Source organism: Nonomuraea antimicrobica (assembly GCF_039536965.1).
GTDB lineage: Bacteria > Actinomycetota > Actinomycetes > Streptosporangiales > Streptosporangiaceae > Nonomuraea > Nonomuraea antimicrobica.
This window is the reverse complement of sequence record NZ_BAAAZP010000222.1, coordinates 1-17,565: the sequence shown is the minus strand read 5'-3', so window position 1 is coordinate 17,565 and position 17,565 is coordinate 1. Positions and strand designations below refer to the sequence as shown.

The window sequence follows — 17,565 nt, the reverse complement described above, 5'->3', positions numbered from 1 at the left end:
CGGATGGAGGTTGTCGGTGAGTTCTGAAGGTCGTACGCGGGCCAGGTTCCGCGTGCTTGGACCGGTGGGCTTCCAGACCGATACCGAAAATGTCGTCCTGACCGGCAAACAGGGGGCGTTGCTGACGATCCTGCTGCTGAGCGCCAACCACGTGGTTTCGGTCCAGCGGCTGGCGGAGTTGCTGTGGGGCGAGCCGCTGCCCAGCTCCCCTTCCTCGCGCGTCAGGATGCTGGTCTCCGACCTCAGGAAGACGTGCATCGCCGCAGGGAACGATCTGATCCGTACGCAGCGACCCGGGTACGTCGTGCGGCTGACGCCCGACCAGCTCGATCTGGTCAGGTTCCTCGACTGTACGGCGCACGCCCGCAAGGCGACGGCCAGAGGTGACCCGGAGGCCGCGGTGACCCGCTACGACGAGGCGTTGAGGCTTTGGCACGGAGCGCCGCTGGTGGGGATCGACGGCTCCTTCGTTCCGGCGGAAGCGGCCAGGCTCCAGGGGCTGCGTCTGGAAGCGCTGGAGGAGCGGGGCGCGGCCATGCTCGCGATGGGCAGGTACGCCGAAGCCATCGCCGAGCTCACCGCGGTCGTCACGGATCACCCCCTGCGTGAGGCGGCACACGGTCAGCTCATGCTCGCCCTGTACCGGAGCGGCAGACGTGCCGATGCTCTGGCGGTCTACCGGAGCCTTCGCGAACGGACCACCGAGGAACTGGGCCTGGAGCCCGAACACGACCTGCAACGTCTTCACCACCGGATCCTCACCTCCGACGCCACGGCCGAAGCCCCGGACACCGCTCCGGAGCAGTCACCTCGTCAGCCACGTCCGATGGCCTCGCCGGTCCCCCGGCAGCTACCTGCTCCGCCACCGCACTTCGTCGGCCGCGAACGCGAACACGCCGAGCTGGACCGCCTCGCCCGCGACCGGACCGGGAACAGCGTGGCCATCGCCGCCATCAGCGGGACCGGGGGAATGGGGAAGACCTCGTTGGCCCTGCGCTGGGCGCACGACAACCTCGGCCTCTTCCCCGACGGCCAGCTCTACGTCGACCTCCACGGGTTCGCCCCGAGCAGCGGCCCGCTGCCGGCTCATGTGGCTCTGCGCCATCTTCTCGGCTCTCTCGGCGTCCCGGCGGCGGCCATCCCCGCCGGGGAGGAGGCCCAGGCAGGGCTCTACCGGTCGCTGGTCGCGGGCCGCCGCCTGCTTGTCGTGCTTGACAACGCCCGCCACGTGGCGCAGGTCGAGCCGCTCATCCCCGGCAGCCCGGGCTGCATGGTGGTGGTCACCAGCCGCAACCGCCTCCCTGGCCTGACCGCCACCCGCGGTGCCGGCCTGATCGGGCTGGACGTCCTCACCCGCGCCGAGACGCGGAGCCTGCTCGGCCGCCACCTGGGCGAATCGAGGATCGGCGCGGATCCTGACAGCGCGGCCGTCCTCGTGGAGCACAGTGGCGGCATCCCCTTGGCGATCAGTGTGCTCACCGCACGGGCCGCCATGCACCCCGGTTTTCCCCTGTCAGTCCTCGCCGAGGAGCTGAGCAGCCCCGCCACTCGCCTCGACGCCCTGCAGACCGGCGACCTGGACACCGACCTTCGGGCCGCGTTCACCTCCTCCTACGAGGCCCTCCACCCCGCCGCCGCCCGGCTGTTCGCGCTTCTGGGACTGACGCCGTGGCCGGACATCAGCCTGCGATCGGCCGCCGCGCTCGCCGGCCTGCCCGCCTTCCGTACCAGGGTGTTGCTGCACGATCTCGAAACCGCCAACCTGGTCCATCAGTACCGTCCCGGGCGATACCGCACGCATGACCTGGTCCGGCTCTACGCCGCCGAACGCGCGCAGTCCGATCAGCCCGATCAGGAGCGGGCGGAGGCGCTCACCCGCCTGATCGACTCCTACGTGCGTACCGCCTGCGCCGGCGACCGGCTGCTGTACCCCAACCGTCCATTCGCCGCGCAGATCCCCACCGAGCCCGGTCAGGAGGACTTCGAGGACGCCACGTCGGCCTTGGCCTGGTTCGAGGACGAGCGGTCCAGTCTCATCGAGGTACAGCGACTCGCCGTACGACTGGGCATGGACCTGGCCGTCTGGCGGCTGGCGTGGGCGATGGACACGTACCACAAGCGGTGCCATCACGAGTTGCGCATCGGGTCGTGGCAGACGGCCCTGGCCGCCGCCGAGCGACTGGGGCTCCCGAGCACCCGGGCCCTCGCCCACTGGTACCTCGGGTACGCCTACGCGCAGGACTCCGGAGCCGGCGACGGCCTGGACCATCTGCTGCTCGCGTTCAAGCTGTTCGAGCAGGAGGAAGACCTCACCGGGCAGGCGCACACCAGCCACACCCTCGGGTTCGCCTGGCTCGCGCGAGGCGAACCCGAGCGCGCGATCCCTCACGTGGAGAACGCCCTGCGCCTCCAGCGGCAGCTCCGGGACCCTCTCGGGGAGGCCAACGCGCTCAGCGCCGCCGGCTGGTGTCACGCCAAGCTCGGCCATTACCCGAAGGCGCGGACGTACTGCGAGCAGGCGCTGGAGCTGTTCCAGAAGTACGAGGACCTGAACGGCGAATCCGCCACGCTCGACAGCCTCGGCTACATCGCCCACTGGGCGCGGCAACACGAGCAGGCCCTCGGCTACTACGGCCGATGCCTCGAACTACGCGAGAGACTCGGCAACACCTATCAGGGCGCCGACACCCTCGTCCGCATCGGCGAGGTTCACCATGAAATGGGCCAAACCGCCGCCGCCCGCGACGCCTGGCAGCGGGCGGCCGATCTCTACCACAAGCAGCATCGCGCCGCCGAAGCCGAGAACGTTCAGGAGCGGATCAGGCGCCTTGCCGTACGGCCTTCCGCTGCAGCCGGACCCTCAGGTCACGCGGCACCAACAGACCGCTGAAATCGGGCACCATCGCCGCATCCTGCACCCGGGTGATGTTCATGCCGCTGACCAGCCACGACGTCGTCAACGTCAGTTGCATCATGCCGAGCTGAGTCCCCACGCACACCCTCGGCCCGGCGCCGAAAGGCAGGTAGGTGTGCCTGACGGGCGCGGCACGAGGCTCCAGCCACCGTTCCGGCGTCAACTGGTCAGGGTCGGACCACCAGCGTGGATCGCGGTGCAGCCGATACAGGCTGAACAGCACCTGATCCCCCGTCTTGAGACGCCATCCATCAAGCTCGGTGTCCCGGCGTACGGTCCTGCCGATCAGCCAGGTCGGCGGCCACAGCCGGAGCACCTCCTTGACGAACGCCTCGGTGTACGGCAGATCCCCCATGACCGGGACATCACCGGCCGCAGCGGCCTCGGCCTCCACCCTGGCCAGCACGTCCGGCCGCGTACTCAGCTCGTACACGATCCAGGTGAGCGCGGCGGCCGGGACGCCCAGCGCGGCCAGCATGATCCCGCGCAGGAACCGCTCGATCTGCAGGTCGGACAGCTCCCGGTCGCCCGGGGCGAGCAGCACGCCGAGAAGATCCTGAGCGGACGAATCCCCGGCCGCGCGACGGCCGCTCACGATCTCGGTCATGAGCGCCAGCAGCCGTTTGCGGGAGCGGGCGAAGCGCCGCACCTTGCGCGATGGCCACCACGGCGGGAGCTGCAGCGAGTCGCGAGACAGGGGATCGAGCGCCGCGACGTTCTCGGCCAGCGTCTCCGGCACTCCTTGCGCGTCGGCACTCAGGCAGAAGTCGGCGGTCGCCCGGCCGAAGAAGTCGGCCATGGTGGCGAGCACGTCCAGCTCCCCGACGCCGACGGTCTTGAGGAAGATCTCCCGCAACCGCTCGGCGTGCGCCTGCGCCACCCTCCTGTGCAAACCCTGCCAGCCCGCGCGACGGGTCGTGGTCCACAGTTCGGCGTCCGCCGCCATCCGCTCGGTGTCCGTGCTTCCCGCCAGCGGCGAATTCTCGGCGAGGAAGTCGTTGTTGGTCCTGGTGAGCAACGCATGCACCTGATCCGGTGAGGACACCACGATCGTGCGGGCGTCGAACGAGAAGACGTCCCCGTATTCACGGTGACACCGTTCCAGGAAACCGTTCCTGTCCCGGTCGTACTCCTCGGTGTTACCGAACAACCAGTGTCCTCGGGGCCCTGGCGGGCGCTCCGGACCAGATGCATGCGTCACTCGTCGGCCCTCGGATCCGCTAGTTGAAGAAGTTCCAGTAGGTGTACATACCTCCCATGCGGACCCGGCCCAGGACCCGGACGGCTGCGTGTCGGATGTGCTTCATGCGTAACCTCCGTAGCGCGACTGACGTCACTGACCACGATCGATCATCGGGCGCATGATCTCCGCATGAAAACCGCCTGCCCCGCCTGCCCCGCCTGGCCGGTCGCCCTGTCGGCGTCGACGCCCACGCCTGGCAGCAGCGACACGCCGCTCGTTCGGGGTCAGCCGAGGGTGACGCCGTACACCGCTTTGATGATCTTGATGGGGATGTCCAGGGTCCTCGGCTCGATGGTGGCGTGGACGACGACGCTCTGCAGGCCGTCGTCGGTGGTCAGCGCGAGGGTGAACGATCCGGGCAGGGTGCCGCTCACGCCTCGCAGGTTCAGGCCGTCGGTCGCCGCGCTGTCGAACTCGATCACGCCGAGGCCGTAGCGGGCGTGCGGCAGCCAGACGACGCTGCCGGAGGAGACCATGGTCCACATCTGGCGGTGCTGAGCCGGTGGCAGCAGGCTGCCGGTCGCGATCGCCTTGAGGAAGCGGCTCAGATCGCCGGTGGTGGAGACGACGCCGCCGGCCGCCCATCCCCATGAGGTGTTGAGTTCGGTGCTGTCGATGGGCGGCAGGTCGGAGTGCTCGACCAGGGAGGCGTAGTTCTCCGGGGTGAGCGAGGCCGGGTCGACGCCGTCCATGAGGATGTTGGCGACGTATGCCCTGGGGTGCGGGTCCGGGTACCCGGTGTCGGTGGCGGGCCGTACGTAGGTGCTGGTCAGGCCGAGCGGACGGATGACCGTGCGTTCGACCTCGGCGGCGTAGCTGTTGCCTGTGACCTGCTCGATGATCGCGCCGGCCAGGTAGTAGCCGCCGTTGGCGTAGACGAAGTCTACGCCGGGCTCGCCGACCGGCGGCTGGGAAACCGCGAGGCGCAGCAGGTCGGAGGTGGTCCAGACGCGGGCCGGCTGGGTGACGATGCTCTGCTGTAGTTCTGGTGCGAGGCCGGTGAGGAACAGGCCGCTGGTGTGGTTGAGCAGATGCCGGATGGTGATCTTGTCGCCGTCGTAGCCGCCCGCGTCCATGACGCCGGGCAGCCACCTGTTCACCGGGTCTTCGAGGCTCAATCTGCCTTCGGCCGCCAACGCCAGCAACGTGGCGGCGGTGAAGGCCTTGCCGGAGCTGCCGATGTGCAGGTACTCCCCGGGCTTGCGCCGATGCCCGGTGGTGAGGTCGGCCACTCCCGCGGTGCCGAACCACGTTCCGTCGGCATTGCGAACTTCGGCGACGATGCCGGGAATGCCGTCCTCGGCCACAGCCCGGTCCAGGATTTGCTGCACTTCTTCGCGGATGTCGTGTGTCATTTCGATGCCTTTCGAAGGGGAAGAAGGGGTCGTGCAGGTGCCCGGCGTTCAGCGCCCTCTGCGCATGAACGCGCGCAGCGACAGCGGGACGAACACCGCCAGCAGAACGGCCGACCAGAGCAGGACGGCGGCCACCGGATGCGCGAGCGGCCAGGCCACGTCGCCGGACGGGCCGCCCGGGTTGCCGAACAGGTCCCGGGAGGCGGCGGTGAGCGCGCTGACCGGGTTCCAGTCGGCCAGGAACCGCAGCCACGACGGCATGCCGTCAGTCGGTACGAACGAGTTGGACAGCATCGTGAACGGCAGGAACAGCGGTACCACCACCTGGGCGACGATCTGTTCGTTCTTCACCACCAGGCCCACATAGACGCCCACCCAGCTCAGCGCGTACCGCAGCAGCATCATCAGCAGGAACGCCTCGGCCGTGAGGATCAGGCCGCGGTGCGGCTGCCAGCCCACCAGCAGGCCCGCGCCCACCATGACGGCCAGGAGCGGCAGGCCGACCAGGGAGTCGGCGCCGGTCTGCCCGAACGGCACCGCCAGCCGCGCCATCGGCATGGAGCGGAAGCGGTCCATCACGCCACGGGCGGCGTCGGCGGCCATGCGCGCCATGACCCCCTGCACTGCCGTGAAGGTCACCATCGAGAACAGTCCTGGCATGAGGTATTCGCGGTAGTCGCCGCCGCCCGGCACCTGGATGGCGCTGCCGAAGACGTAGCCGAACAGCACCACCATGACGGCCGGGAAGACCAGCGCGCCGACGATCTCGCCGGGCTCCTGGCGCAGCCGTCCCAGCTCGCGACCGACCAGGGTGAGCCCGTCGCTGAACGTCCAGCGCAGGCGCGAGATGAGAGCGGTCATCGGACGGTCTCCTCGCGGTCGGTGAGGCGCAGGAACACCTCGTCGAGGGTGGGTCGGCGCAGGCTCACGTCGACCGCGGCGACTCCGGCGCGGTCGAGTTCGCGCACGATGTCGGCGAGCCGGAAGCCGCCGCCGGGCACGGCGGTGCTGAGCCGGTCGGCGCCGGTCGTGGTGGGTTCGGTCCCGGCCAGGGCGTTCAGCACGGTCGCCGCCGGGCGCAGGGTGGCGGGGTCTTCGACGACGACGTCGAGGCGGTCGCCGATGGTGGCCTTCAGCTCGTCGGGGGTGCCCGTGGCGATCACCTGCCCGTGGTCGATGACGGCGATGTCGTCGGCCAGCCGGTCGGCCTCGTCCAGGTACTGCGTGGTGAGCAGCACCGTGGTGCCGTCGGCGACCAGTTCGCGGACGGCGTCCCAGATCTCGCCGCGGCTGCGCGGGTCCAGGCCGGTGGTCGGCTCGTCCAGGAAGAGCACCTCGGGGCGGAGGATGAGGCTGGTGATCAGGTCGAGGCGGCGGCGCATGCCGCCGGAGTAGCCGGCGACCTGGCGATCGGCGGAGTGCGTCAGGCCGAAGCGTTCGAGCAGCTCGTCGGCCCGCCGGTGCGCCTCGCGCCGGGGCAGGTGGGAGAGGCGCCCGAACATGCGCAGGTTGCCCCGGCCGGTGAGCTTCTCGTCCACGGCGGCGTACTGGCCCGCGAGCCCGATCCTGGCCCGCACCTTGTCGGCCTCGCGGACGACGTCGTATCCGGCGATGCGGGCGTGCCCGGCGTCGGGGGCGGACAGGGTCGCCAGAATGCGCACCGCGGTCGTCTTTCCTGCGCCGTTCGGCCCGAGCACGCCGCAGACCGTTCCTCGCTGGACGCTCAGGCTCAAGCCTCGCAGCGCGTGGGTGTCGCCGAAGGACTTGTGCAGCCCTTCGGCGACCACGATCGGTTCCGCCACGATATCCCTCCACTGGGTACGTTGTACTCGATTTCGGCAGCCAGGCTAGGCTACTGGGTACGACGTACGCAAGTGAGGGGAGCGCGGCTGCAGACGTTCGGACGCCAAACCATGGATCAACGAGGCCGGTCAACGATCCGGCCGGGAAGCCGACCTCTACTGGATCGGGACCTGAAGGTCGCCGAAGCCGGCGATCTTGACGTTCAGTGTGGTGGCCGTCTCGGGCAGGGCGAACAGGCTCCAGAACTCGCGTTGGCGGCCGGGGGCGAACTTCTCGGTGGCCAGGCGTACGCCGGACACGTCGGTGCAGGCGCAGTAGGAGTCGGTGTTGTCGCCGTCGGTCACCTGGAGGCGGGCGGGCAGGTACTGGCGGCGGGCCTCCACGTCGGTCAGCGTGACGTTGAAGGCGGCCCGGTACTTGAACGACATCCAGTCACCGGCCTGGTGCAGCTCGTTGAACCAGGCTTCTTCCGCTCCCTGGTTCGTGATCCGGTACGTCAGCAGCCCCAGGCCGCCCGGCAGCTGCCGCAGCCCGGTGATCTCCATGGAGATCGGCTGCCCGTCCGCCTTGCCGCTACCGGTCAGACCCGGCACCCCGGAAGCGCTGGAGGAGGGGGTCGCGGACGGCGTGGCGGCCTCGGCCTCGGCCGCGGGCGCGGCCGGCTGAGGTTTGGCGAACGTCACCGTGACGCGGCGGTTGCGGCGTTTACCCTCGTCGGTGTCGTTGCTGTACAGCGGGCGGCGTGAGCCGTACCCCTTGGCCTGGAACTCCACGCCTGGCCGGGTGACCATCGTGGCCAGCGCCTGGCGTACGGCCTGGGCGCGGCGGGTGGACAGAGGGTCGTTGATGGCGTCGGTGCCGGAGGAGTCCGCGTGCCCCTCCACCAGCACGCTCGCGCCGGGCGAAGCGTCGACGAGCTTGGCGGCGCGGGCCAGGACGGCTTGCGCCTTGGGCGTGAGCGTCGCCTCGTCGACCGCGAACAGCACGTCCGAGGAGAGGCTGACCCGCAGGTCCGCGCCGTCGTCTTCGGTCTCCTCGCTCCGGTCGAGCGATTCGGAGGGGGTCACGAGGCGGCGGGTGACGGGGGTGACGGGCTCGGCGTCCGGATCGGGGATCGTCATCCCGGCAGGCGTGGCCGGTGGGTCGTCGCTGATCGGGACGTCCACCATCGGCGGGCCCACCGGGGTGACGACCGTGGCGGTTTCGGGGTTGCCGGAAGGGGCGGGCATGACCGCGTACAGGCTGACGGACTCGCCCGGGTCGATGAAGTAGCCGAGGCCGTCACGGTCCTGGTCGCTGCACAGACACGGGAACCCGGCCGGCTGGTAGGGCAGGATCCACGTACGCGCCCGCGCGTCGAGCACGCCGATGCCGGAGGCCCATCGGATCTTGCCGAGCGGGCGGGTGTTGTCGCCCATCTCGCCGGTCCACGGCAGCTTCTTCTCGCTGCCGGTGTTCGTCAGCCGGATCTGGGCGACCAGGTGTCTGCCCTTGACCCGGTTCAGCCCGACCACTTCGACCTTGAGGTTTTCGGTCATCGTGCTGAAGGTCTGCGCCAGCGCCGGACGGCTGTCCTGGGCGGCGCCGCTCGCACCGGCCGAGGGCGGCGGGGTGCTGGCGGAGGGCGTTGCCGCTGGTGGGACGGGGGTGCCCGGCGCGGCCCCGGGCGAGAGAGAACAGGCCGAGGCCGCGAGCAAACCGATCAAAGGGACGGCGATCCGGGAACCCATTTTGGACATACTTTCGTACCTATATGGTGAAGGTGTAATTCCCGTTGACAGGTCGTCGTGCTGGGTTGTCGCGCAAGGAAACCATGTCTTCGGCGGCCGGGCGGGCTCGCCGGCCTGACCCCGAGCTACCGGGTCTCGAAGGAAGGCGCCGCGTCCTCAGCCGCCGCGAACACCACGACCAGCTCCAACCCGCCCCCCGGGTTGGAGCTCGCTCGCACGTCGGCCCCGTGAGCCTTCGCGATCGACGCGACGATCGACAGCCCGAGCCCGGCGCCCTGTTCACGGGTCGTCTGCAGCCGCCGAAAGGGCTCGAAGAGATCGCCGAAACGCTCCCGCGGCACGTGCGGGCCGGTGTTGCGGACCGTCAGAACCCCACGGGAGAGCGTCACCTCGACAGTTCCGCCGGGATGGTTGTAGCGGACCGCGTTGTCGAGGAGGTTGGTGACGAGCCGGTTCAGCAGGACGGGGTCCCCGTCGACGACGAACGGCTCGGTCCGCTCCGTCACGGTGATGCCGTCCGAGCCTCTCTCCGCCAGGACGAGCCGTACCACCTGGTCCAGAGCCACCGGACTCCTGCTGTCCAGGCCGTGTTCCGCCTGGGCCAGGACCAACAAGGCGTCGATGAGGTGCTCCGCCCGGTGGTTGTGGAGCAGGAGCGTGTCGCGGATCTCGCCGACCTCCTCGGGGAGCCCGATCTCGATCGCCGCCCGCTGGACGGCCAGCGGGGTGCGCAACTCGTGGGACGCGTTCGCGATGAACCGCCGCTGCCCCGCGACCGAGCGTTCGAGCCGGTCGAGCATCGCGTCGAAGGTGTCGGCCAGTTCCTTCAGCTCGTCGTTCGGCCCGGCGAGCGCGATCCGTTCGTGCAGGGTCGACAGGGACAGCCGCTGCGCGGTGGCGGTGATCCGGTGAACGGGCCGCAGGATCCGCCCGGCGACCAGCCATCCGACGACCAGCGAGACCAGCGTCAGGATCCCGACCGTCAACGCGGTCACCTCCCACTGGTAGCCGATCACGTCGTTCACCAGCTCGGGCAGCGGCGCCGGCCGATCGCCCGGCACCCCCGGCGTCGGCGCGGTCGGCGCCACCGCTCCCCCGGGTAACCGGGCGATCCGCGCGTCCAGCGCCTGGCGCAGCAGGAGGTTGACCGTGACCAGCAACACGACCGAGGTCAGCAGGAACAGTCCGGAGTAGATCAGCGTGAGCCGTACCCGGATCGTCGTCACAGCAGGTATCCCGCGCCGGGAACCGTCTGGATGCACGGCGGGTCGCCCAGCTTGGCCCGCAGGCGGCTGACCAGGACCCGGACCACCGTGGTGAACGGATCGGCGTTCTCGTCCCACGCCTCCTCGAGCAGCCGTTCGGCGCTCACGACCGCGCCGTCCGCCCTCATCAGTACCTCGAGGACGGCGAACTCCTTGAGCGACAGGTGCAGGTGCCGCCCGTCCCGCGAGGCTTGCAGCCGGTGGGTGTCGAGCACGATTCCGTGCCGCGTCAGCACCGGCGGTACCTGCGCCTGGCTGCGCCGCCCCAGCGCCTGCACCCGTGCGACCAGCTCGGCGTAGTCGAACGGTTTGGGCAGGTAGTCGTCGGCCCCCATCCCGAGGCCCGCGACCCGCTCCGGCACCGACGCCGCCGCGGTCATCATCAGGATCCGCGTACGGCTCCCGCGCGCCACCAGCTCACGGCACACGAGGTCGCCGTGCATCTCGGGCAGGTCCCGATCCAGTACGAGCACGTCGTAGTCGTGCACCGCCAGCCGCTCCACCGCGGCCGCCCCGTCATACACCACGTCAACGGCCATGGCATGGCGGCGCAACCCCACCGCCACGAGATCGGCCAGGTCGCGTTCGTCTTCGGCCACCAGGATCCGCATGCCGATGTTCGTACCCGAACCGGGGTAACAGTGGCGTTAACGGATCCGTTCACGACGCGGCAACCCGCTCCCGGTCACGCTGGCGACCATGATCAGAGCCCTCTGCGCCGCCGTCCTGGTGACGGCCTGCGCCATGTCCGCACCCGCGTCCGCATCGTCCCCGACGCCTCAGCCGAAGCCGGCGACCACCCCGGGCGGGGGCTGCACCGCCATCACGGCGCCACCGCCGGAATCGGCGCCGCCGACCTCGGTGAACACGCTCCGGCAGGCGTACTTCTGCGTGCTGGACAACTATTACAGCGGCCCGGTCATGGATGCGAAGGCGCTGCTGAAGAGCGCCTTCGCCGCCTACACCCAGAACCTGATGCGGCGCGGCGCCGACCGGGCCGACCTCAGCCTGCCCGCCCTGACCGGGGACCGCGGCGCCGACTGGGAAGCCTTCGCGAAAGTCCTCGGCGCCGGCGACCCCGCCGCCCTGCGCGCCGCGATCACCGGCATGGTCGCCGGGCTGCAGGACAACCACGCCCGCTGGGTCCGTCCGACCCCGCCGCCGGAGGGCGGGCCGACCGGAACCGGCATCGTGGGCCTGTCGGCCGCGCAGGGACCGCGGCTCGACCCCGCGGCCCGACCGCCGCTGTTCATCACCCGCGTCCTGCCCGGCAGCCCTGCCGCCAAGGCCGACATCAGGGCCGGTGACATCGTCGTCAAGGCCAACGGCGTGCCGGCGTTCATCGGGGACACCCCGAACCAGAGTCTCGTCGACGCCTTCGCCTCCAGCACGGTACGGCTCACGCTCAAGCGGCCCACGACGGGACGGACCCGCGTCGTCGAACTGAAGGAGGGCCCCGTCGAGGAGCGGCCTCCGGCGGTGACGTCGAAGAAGCTCGCCGACGACGTCACCTACGTCCAACTGCCCGGATTCTACGAAGGCGCAGCCGACCAGGTCATCGCCAAGCTGTCGGACAAACCGAAGGCCGTGCTCCTCGACCTGCGCGGCAACGGCGGCGGGTCGCCTCGCGAGGTGACGCGGCTGCTCGGCGCGTTCGCGCACGGCAAGGTCACCAGCTACTTCTGCCCGCTCAAGGGCGACTGCGTGCCCAACCGGACCGACGACAGCGTCCCGCTGCTCGGCTCGCGCCTGATCGTTCTCACCGACCGCGGCTGCGCCTCGGCCTGCGAGGACTTCAGCGCGGCGGTCAAGGGCAACGACCTGGGCACCCTCATCGGCACCCGCACCGCCGGAGCCATCTCCGGCCCCAGCGAGGCGTACCTCCTCGACGACGGCAGCGTCCTGCTCCTGCCCAGGATCCGGCATCTCGGGCCCGCCCGCGAGATCATCGACACGATCGGCGTGCCGGTCGACCACCACGCCCCCATGACCGCCCTCGACCTGGCCACCGGGCGCGACCCGGGCGTGGCCAAGGCGCTCTCTCTTCTCTGACGCGCTCGCCGCGACGGCCAACACCGGGTGGCGGAGCGCCGCCACGCGAATGATCAGGTGCGGCGGTGCCGGGGCAGCAACACGCTGACCGCCGCGATGGCCAGGCCGAGTCCGGCCGCCATGAGGAAGACCAGGTCGTAGCCGGTGGCGAGGGCGGCGGCCGGGGAGCTCGCGGCGGCCTGCGAGGCGGTTTCGGCGCCGGCGGCCGTCGCGAGCACCGCCAGGCCGATCGATCCACCCACCTGGCTGGTGGTGTTGGCCAGGCCGCCGACGATGCCCGCCTCGCCTTCGGGTACGTCGGCGGTCGCCGCGGCCATGAGGGTGGGGAAGGTCAGCCCGATGCCGAGCGCGACGAACAGCGTGGGCCCGAGCACGCCGGTGACGTAGCCGCTGTCGGCGCCGGCCTGGGCGAGCCAGCCGAACCCGGTCAGGAAACAGCCGCCACCGGCCAGCACCAGGAGGCGTACGCCGGTCCTCGGCAGCAGGGCGGCGGCCCACCGCGCGACCACCAGGAACATCACCGCCGCGGGCGTCTGCCCAAGTCCGGCCTGCAACGCGTTGAAGCCCAGAACGCCCTGGAGGAAGAGCGACGTGAAGTACCACATCGCGACGGTGATCCCGCCGAACAGCAGCAGCATGCCGTTGCCGACGGCCACGCCCCGGATCCTGAACAGCCGCAGGGGCATCATCGGCCGGGCGGCGAACCGCGCCTGCACCGCGGCGAAGACGCCGAGCAGCAGCAGGCCCGCCACCACCGGCCCGACGGCCGGCACCGACGACCAGCCGTGATCGGCGCTTCGCATGACCCCGTAGATCATCGCGGCCAGCCCCGCCGTCGCGGTGACCGCGCCGACAAGGTCGAGCGGTTCCCGCCTGGCGGGTCGCGTACCTGCCAGCGCGATCATGGCCACGGCGATCAGCACCGCGCCGATCGGCACGTTGATGAGGAAGACCCAGCGCCACGACAGGCCGGTGGTGATGGCGCCGCCCGCGAGTGCGCCGGCCATCCCGCCCACACCGCCCGCGGCGGACCACGCGCCGAACGCCTTGGCCCGCGCGTTCGGCTCGGTGAAGCCGGTGTTGATCACGGCCAGCGTGGCCGGGGCCATCATGGCGGCTCCGACGCCCTGCGCGAAGCGGGCCGCCACCAGGATCTGTGAAGTGGTCGCCAGGCCGCCGGCCAGGCTGGCGGCGGCGAAGACGAGCAGCCCGGCGGCCAGGATCCGGCGCGGGCCGAACAGGTCAGCGGCGCGCCCGCCCAGCAGCATGAAGCCGGCGAAGGTCAGCAGGTACCCGTTCACCACCCAGGCCAGTCCGGTGGAGGTGAAGCCGAGGTCCTCGCGGATCGAGGGCAGGGCGACGTTGACGATGGATGAGTCCAGGATGACCATGAACTGGCAGGCGCACGCCAGTGCCAGGACCATCCAGGCGGGACCGGCCTGCGGCCTGGGCCGCCGCGTTGCGGTGCTGGTGCTTGTCATGACCTCGTCCTTGCCGGGCCCGCCGCTCACGCGGTCCTGGACGTGGTCGCGGCCAGGGCCTCGCGAGCGTTCCCTTCGTCCGGGGCGGCATCGGTGACGCGGCCGGCTCCCAGCAGCCGGATCGTGATCTCGGCCAGCCGCCGTCCCTGGTACCTGGCCGCTTCCAGCGTCGCGGCGTCCGGGCCGTCCGCGGCCGGGCCGGTCATCGACGTGCCGTAGGGGTTGCCGCCTGCGGCGTGCACGGCCGGGTCGGTGAATCCGGGCGGGACGATCAGCGACCCCCAGTGGTAGAACACGTTGCCCAGCGACAGGATCGTGGCCTCGCTACCGCCGTGCCGGTTGAACGCCGAGGTGAAGGCCGTGACCGGCTTGTCGGCCAGCGTGCCCTCCCGCCACAGCCCGCCGGCCTGGTCGATGAACTGCTTGAGTTGCGCGGCCGGCGCGCCGAACCGGGTCGGCGTCCCGAACGCGTACGCGTCGGCCCAGGCCAGGTCCTCGAGCGTGGCCTGGGCGATCGACGTGGTGGCATCGGCGTGCCGCCGCCACCGCGGGTTCTGGTCGATCGCGCCGTCGGGCGCCAGTTCGGCGACCCGGCGCAGCCGCACCTCGGCCCCGGCCGCGATGGCGCCTTCGGCGACGGCTTGGGCGAGCGCGTGCACGGTGCCTGTGGCGCTGTAGTAGATGACGGCGATCTTCACGGCCATGTCCGGGGCTCCTCGATGTCGGATAGCATTAGTTATGCGGATAACTATTATGCGCATAACTAATTTGTCAAGGAGAGCCCATGGACTTCGAGCAAGCAGACGCCCTCAACCAGGCCATCCGCCTGCTGAGCCTGCGCCATCGGGCCAGGGCCGCGGCGCTGCTGGTCCCGCTGGGCCTGCATCCCGGGCAGGAGGCGCTCCTGCTCGAACTCGCCAGGACCGGCCCGATGATCCAGGCCCAGCTCAGCGAGGCGCTCGGCTGCGAACCGCCCAGCGTCACGCTCATGACCCGCAAGCTCGAAGCCGCCGGTCACATCCGCCGCGCGCCTGCCCCCACCGACAGGCGCGCCAGCATCGTCGAGCTCACCGACAGCGGCAAGACGCTCGTCGACCAGATCAAGCAGCTCTGGCGCGCCCTGGCGCAGGAGACCGTGGCCGGCCTGCCCGCCCAGACCGTGGCGGAACTACCCGGCATCCTCAAGACCTTGGCCGCGAACGTGGATTCGAGAGGCGGGCCCGTCCGGTGAATCGGGGTGTCTCGATCTCGCCTGTGCCTGCCAAGAGGCGCCTCGTCCGCGTGGCGGTGGGCCCGGCTCGCGGCGGACGGTGCCCGGCTCGGGCCTCCTACCTCGGGCTGAGGCGGTCTCGCACTGCGTCGTAGACGTCCGTCGGGAGTGGGCCCTTCTGGGCGGCTGCGACATTGGCCCGCACGTTCTCGACCTGGGTCGAGCCGACGATCAACGAGTGCAGGTCGTGGTGACTGAGGATGAACCGGAGCAGGAGTTCCATCGTCGAGGAGCCGTCCGCCAGCTCGTCCAGGCCGGCGGCGGCGAGCCGCGCGTGCCGGTCGGCGAGCGGCCGGCGTACCGGCTCCGGCACGGACTCGGGCGGAGCCACGAGCGAGCGGGCGACCGAGCCGCGGGCGATCGTCCCCGCGCCGGTGGCCGCGGCGGCGCTGATGAGTTCCTCGTGGGAGCGGTCGAGCGCCGAGTAAGGGAGAAGGAACACGTCGAACGCTTCCATCGCGATGTGCTCAGGAAGGTTGGGCAGCTCCCCTGACATGCCGGTGAAACGGATCGCGCCCTCGTCCTGAAGCGCCCGCAGCTCGGCGATGGTGTCCTCGGCCCGCATCACGGCGACGCTCGGGCTCATGTGCACCATCAGGATGTCAAGATAGTCGGTACGCATCCTGCGCAGGCTCTGCTCGACGCACGCGCGGACGTTCGCCCTCGTGTACACGTGCGGCGGGAACGTCCGTGGGTCACCGTCCGCGCCCAGCGGGCAGCCGCTCTTGCTGACGAGGACGAACTCGTCGCGCCTGTGGGAGATCCAGCGGCCGATGTGCTCCTCGGCGTCGCCGTAGTCCGGCGAGGTGTCGATGAGGTTCACGCCCGAGTCGAGGACCGTGTTCAGGAGCGTTTGCGCCTGATCGTCGCCTGTCGGCTTGCCCCACGCCTGTGGGCCGCGCAGCTCCATGGCTCCGTAGCCGAGGCGGCTCACTCGCAGCCCGGTCCTGCCGAGGATCGTGGTGGGCAGCATCACGTCAACGTCCTCGTTTCGGTCTCGGCTCTCCTGGCGCGGCCGTATTCGGCCAGGGCGTGGAAGGCGGCCTTCGGTTCCCACGGCAGCCCCGGATGGGCCGTCCCGGTGCGGCCGTGCTCAAGGATCTTGACGATGCCGAAGCTGGCGGTGTCGAGGTCCCGTACGGGCTCGGATGACGTCGGCAGGTCGCGGCGGGCGAACGTGTTGACGAACGCCGTGTCCGTGCCCTCCTCGTCGTGGATGTCGAGCAGCTCGCGAATGTACCTGGCTTGTTCTTCCTCGTCCCGTATGACCGTCGCGGTCAGGCGGGGACGGCCGCGTTCGTCCCATTCGACGATGGAGTCGCCGCGTCCGCCCAGAGCGGCAGCCCCGCGGTGGGTGGTGCAGCCGAACTCGGTGACGGCGAACGGCTTGCCCTGCGCGAGCTGCGCGCGCAGGCTCTCACGGAAAATGGGCGCGGTGGTCGCGTCACGGTAACCGGCGTCGCTGGCGATCAGGTCGAACGGAGTCCAGTCCACGCCTTCGAAGGGCAGGGAGGCATAGCTGATCGATCCGCCGAACCGTTCGCGCACCAGCGCGACGGCCCGGGTGAGGAACGTGTTGACGCGGGCGGCCAGTTCGGGGAGCGCGGCGCGCAGCCGGGCGGGGTCGGCCATCAGGCCAAGCCGCTCGTCCAGGCTTTCGCCGGGCAGAAATCCACTGGTGAACAGGCTGATCTCGGAGCCGGTGAGGAACACGACGCGTGCCCCTTCCCGGCGCAGGCGTTCCGCCCGTTCGGCACTGTCGACGAGGAACGTCATCAGCTCGTCCTGGGTGAGGCCGTTGGTGAACGGTGAGTACCAGACCTCCAGGCCCGCGCGGGCGGCGTGGTGCGCGGCGGTCTCAAGGCGGTCCGGGTCTCCCCCGGTGACCCGGACCGCGTCGCAGTGCAGCTCGTCGCGGATGATCTGCATCTCGCGGCGCACCGCGTCCGGGTCGAAGGGCTCGTGGGTGGTGGTCCCGGCGGACAGGAAGCCGGTGTCGTAGGTGACACCGTAGGCACGCATCAGGGGTCTCCGTGGGGGTTGGTGCGGGTGGGACATGCGCTAGAAGTCCGTGTTCGCGCCGGGCACGGCGGCGGGGGTCTTCTCGGGCTTCTCGGCGATGACGGCCTCGGTCGTCAGGAACAGCGCCGCGATGGAGGCGGCGTTCCGCAGCGCGGAGCGCGTCACCTTGGCGGGGTCGATGATCCCGGCCTCGAACATGTCGACGTACTCGCCGGAAGCGGCGTTGAGGCCCTCGCCAGGGGTGAGGTTGCGCACGCGCTCGACCACGACGCCGCCCTCGAGACCGGCGTTGACCGCGATCTGCTTGAGCGGCTCCTCCAGCGCCTTGCGCACGATCGCCGCGCCCGTGGCCTCGTCACCATCGTTGACGTCCAGCTTGTCGAACGCCTTCGCGCCGGCCTGCAGCAGCGCCACGCCACCACCGGGGACG

At 70.5% G+C, this 17,565-nt stretch carries 15 protein-coding genes; 3 read left to right on the top strand and 12 right to left on the bottom strand.

Going from position 1 to position 17,565, the window contains the following annotated elements; translation table 11 throughout:
• Positions 1-16 precede the first annotated feature (16 nt).
• Positions 17-2,890, top strand: coding sequence for an AfsR/SARP family transcriptional regulator (locus ABD844_RS47385; protein WP_344894721.1), 2,874 nt, complete (start codon positions 17-19; stop codon positions 2,888-2,890).
• On the opposite strand, the gene ABD844_RS47380 is transcribed toward ABD844_RS47385, so the two are convergent.
• The 7 genes from ABD844_RS47380 to ABD844_RS47350 form a co-directional block, all read right to left on the bottom strand.
• Positions 2,820-4,115, bottom strand: a complete 1,296-nt coding sequence (locus tag ABD844_RS47380) for a cytochrome P450 (protein ID WP_344894719.1) — start codon at positions 4,113-4,115, stop codon at positions 2,820-2,822. The two genes, ABD844_RS47385 and ABD844_RS47380, sit on opposite strands and share 71 nt — an antisense overlap.
• Positions 4,116-4,381: 266 nt before the next feature.
• On the bottom strand, positions 4,382-5,512 hold the full coding sequence (locus ABD844_RS47375) for a serine hydrolase domain-containing protein (RefSeq protein WP_344894716.1): 1,131 nt from the start codon (positions 5,510-5,512) through the stop codon (positions 4,382-4,384).
• A 48-nt stretch (positions 5,513-5,560) separates the two neighbouring features.
• The gene (locus tag ABD844_RS47370; RefSeq protein ID WP_344894712.1) at positions 5,561-6,373 is read right to left on the bottom strand and encodes an ABC transporter permease; all 813 of its coding nucleotides are present in this window, start codon (positions 6,371-6,373) and stop codon (positions 5,561-5,563) included.
• The gene (locus tag ABD844_RS47365) at positions 6,370-7,314 is read right to left on the bottom strand and encodes an ATP-binding cassette domain-containing protein (protein WP_344894709.1); all 945 of its coding nucleotides are present in this window, start codon (positions 7,312-7,314) and stop codon (positions 6,370-6,372) included. Before ABD844_RS47365 ends, ABD844_RS47370 begins: the two co-directional genes overlap by 4 nt.
• A gap of 156 nt (positions 7,315-7,470) precedes the next feature.
• Complete coding sequence (locus ABD844_RS47360; RefSeq protein ID WP_344894706.1) at positions 7,471-8,853, bottom strand: OmpA family protein; 1,383 nt, start codon at positions 8,851-8,853, stop codon at positions 7,471-7,473.
• 317 nt (positions 8,854-9,170) lie between these two features.
• Positions 9,171-10,271, bottom strand: a complete 1,101-nt coding sequence (locus ABD844_RS47355) for a HAMP domain-containing sensor histidine kinase (RefSeq protein ID WP_344894703.1) — start codon at positions 10,269-10,271, stop codon at positions 9,171-9,173.
• Positions 10,268-10,921: a response regulator transcription factor gene (locus tag ABD844_RS47350; RefSeq protein WP_344894700.1), complete on the bottom strand. Its 654-nt coding sequence runs from the start codon at positions 10,919-10,921 to the stop codon at positions 10,268-10,270. Before ABD844_RS47350 ends, ABD844_RS47355 begins: the two co-directional genes overlap by 4 nt.
• An 88-nt stretch (positions 10,922-11,009) precedes the next feature.
• Between ABD844_RS47350 and ABD844_RS47345 the strand changes: the two genes are divergently transcribed.
• A complete protein-coding gene (locus ABD844_RS47345) occupies positions 11,010-12,362 on the top strand; it encodes a S41 family peptidase (RefSeq protein WP_344894697.1) in 1,353 nt (450 codons plus the stop codon).
• 53 nt (positions 12,363-12,415) lie between these two features.
• Here the strand turns inward: ABD844_RS47345 and ABD844_RS47340 are convergent, their stop codons facing one another.
• Both ABD844_RS47340 and wrbA read right to left on the bottom strand, forming a co-directional pair.
• The gene (locus ABD844_RS47340) at positions 12,416-13,843 is read right to left on the bottom strand and encodes an MFS transporter (RefSeq protein WP_344894694.1); all 1,428 of its coding nucleotides are present in this window, start codon (positions 13,841-13,843) and stop codon (positions 12,416-12,418) included.
• A 26-nt stretch (positions 13,844-13,869) separates the two neighbouring features.
• The gene (gene wrbA, locus ABD844_RS47335) at positions 13,870-14,547 is read right to left on the bottom strand and encodes an NAD(P)H:quinone oxidoreductase (RefSeq protein ID WP_344894692.1); all 678 of its coding nucleotides are present in this window, start codon (positions 14,545-14,547) and stop codon (positions 13,870-13,872) included.
• Between the two features lie 80 nt (positions 14,548-14,627).
• Here wrbA and ABD844_RS47330 point away from each other — a divergent pair, with 80 nt between their 5' ends.
• Positions 14,628-15,074, top strand: a complete 447-nt coding sequence (locus ABD844_RS47330; RefSeq protein WP_344894690.1) for a MarR family winged helix-turn-helix transcriptional regulator — start codon at positions 14,628-14,630, stop codon at positions 15,072-15,074.
• Between the two features lie 97 nt (positions 15,075-15,171).
• Here ABD844_RS47330 and ABD844_RS47325 read toward each other — a convergent pair whose 3' ends face one another.
• From ABD844_RS47325 to ABD844_RS47315, 3 genes are all read right to left on the bottom strand, one after another.
• Positions 15,172-16,086 (bottom strand): aldo/keto reductase, encoded by a 915-nt coding sequence (locus ABD844_RS47325; protein WP_344894790.1) that lies wholly within the window; start codon positions 16,084-16,086, stop codon positions 15,172-15,174.
• The gene (locus ABD844_RS47320; protein WP_344894688.1) at positions 16,086-17,135 is read right to left on the bottom strand and encodes a glycoside hydrolase family 113 protein; all 1,050 of its coding nucleotides are present in this window, start codon (positions 17,133-17,135) and stop codon (positions 16,086-16,088) included. Before ABD844_RS47320 ends, ABD844_RS47325 begins: the two co-directional genes overlap by 1 nt.
• Before the next feature lie 39 nt (positions 17,136-17,174).
• Positions 17,175-17,565 (bottom strand): TCP-1/cpn60 chaperonin family protein (locus ABD844_RS47315; RefSeq protein WP_344894685.1); only part of this gene is annotated, 391 nt, incomplete at its 5' end.

Excerpts from the sequence above, each read along its gene's own strand:
- ABD844_RS47375 (WP_344894716.1), bottom strand. The coding sequence starts at position 5,512 with ATGACACACGACATCCGCGAAGAAGTGCAGCAAATCCTGGACCGGGCT.
- ABD844_RS47370 (WP_344894712.1), bottom strand. The coding sequence starts at position 6,373 with ATGACCGCTCTCATCTCGCGCCTGCGCTGGACGTTCAGCGACGGGCTC.
- ABD844_RS47360 (WP_344894706.1), bottom strand. The coding sequence starts at position 8,853 with ATGACCGAAAACCTCAAGGTCGAAGTGGTCGGGCTGAACCGGGTCAAG.
- ABD844_RS47350 (WP_344894700.1), bottom strand. The coding sequence starts at position 10,921 with ATGCGGATCCTGGTGGCCGAAGACGAACGCGACCTGGCCGATCTCGTG.
- ABD844_RS47345 (WP_344894697.1), top strand. The coding sequence starts at position 11,010 with ATGATCAGAGCCCTCTGCGCCGCCGTCCTGGTGACGGCCTGCGCCATG.
- ABD844_RS47340 (WP_344894694.1), bottom strand. The coding sequence starts at position 13,843 with ATGACAAGCACCAGCACCGCAACGCGGCGGCCCAGGCCGCAGGCCGGT.
- wrbA (WP_344894692.1), bottom strand. The coding sequence starts at position 14,547 with ATGGCCGTGAAGATCGCCGTCATCTACTACAGCGCCACAGGCACCGTG.
- ABD844_RS47330 (WP_344894690.1), top strand. The coding sequence starts at position 14,628 with ATGGACTTCGAGCAAGCAGACGCCCTCAACCAGGCCATCCGCCTGCTG.
- ABD844_RS47325 (WP_344894790.1), bottom strand. The coding sequence starts at position 16,086 with ATGCTGCCCACCACGATCCTCGGCAGGACCGGGCTGCGAGTGAGCCGC.
- ABD844_RS47320 (WP_344894688.1), bottom strand. The coding sequence starts at position 17,135 with ATGCGTGCCTACGGTGTCACCTACGACACCGGCTTCCTGTCCGCCGGG.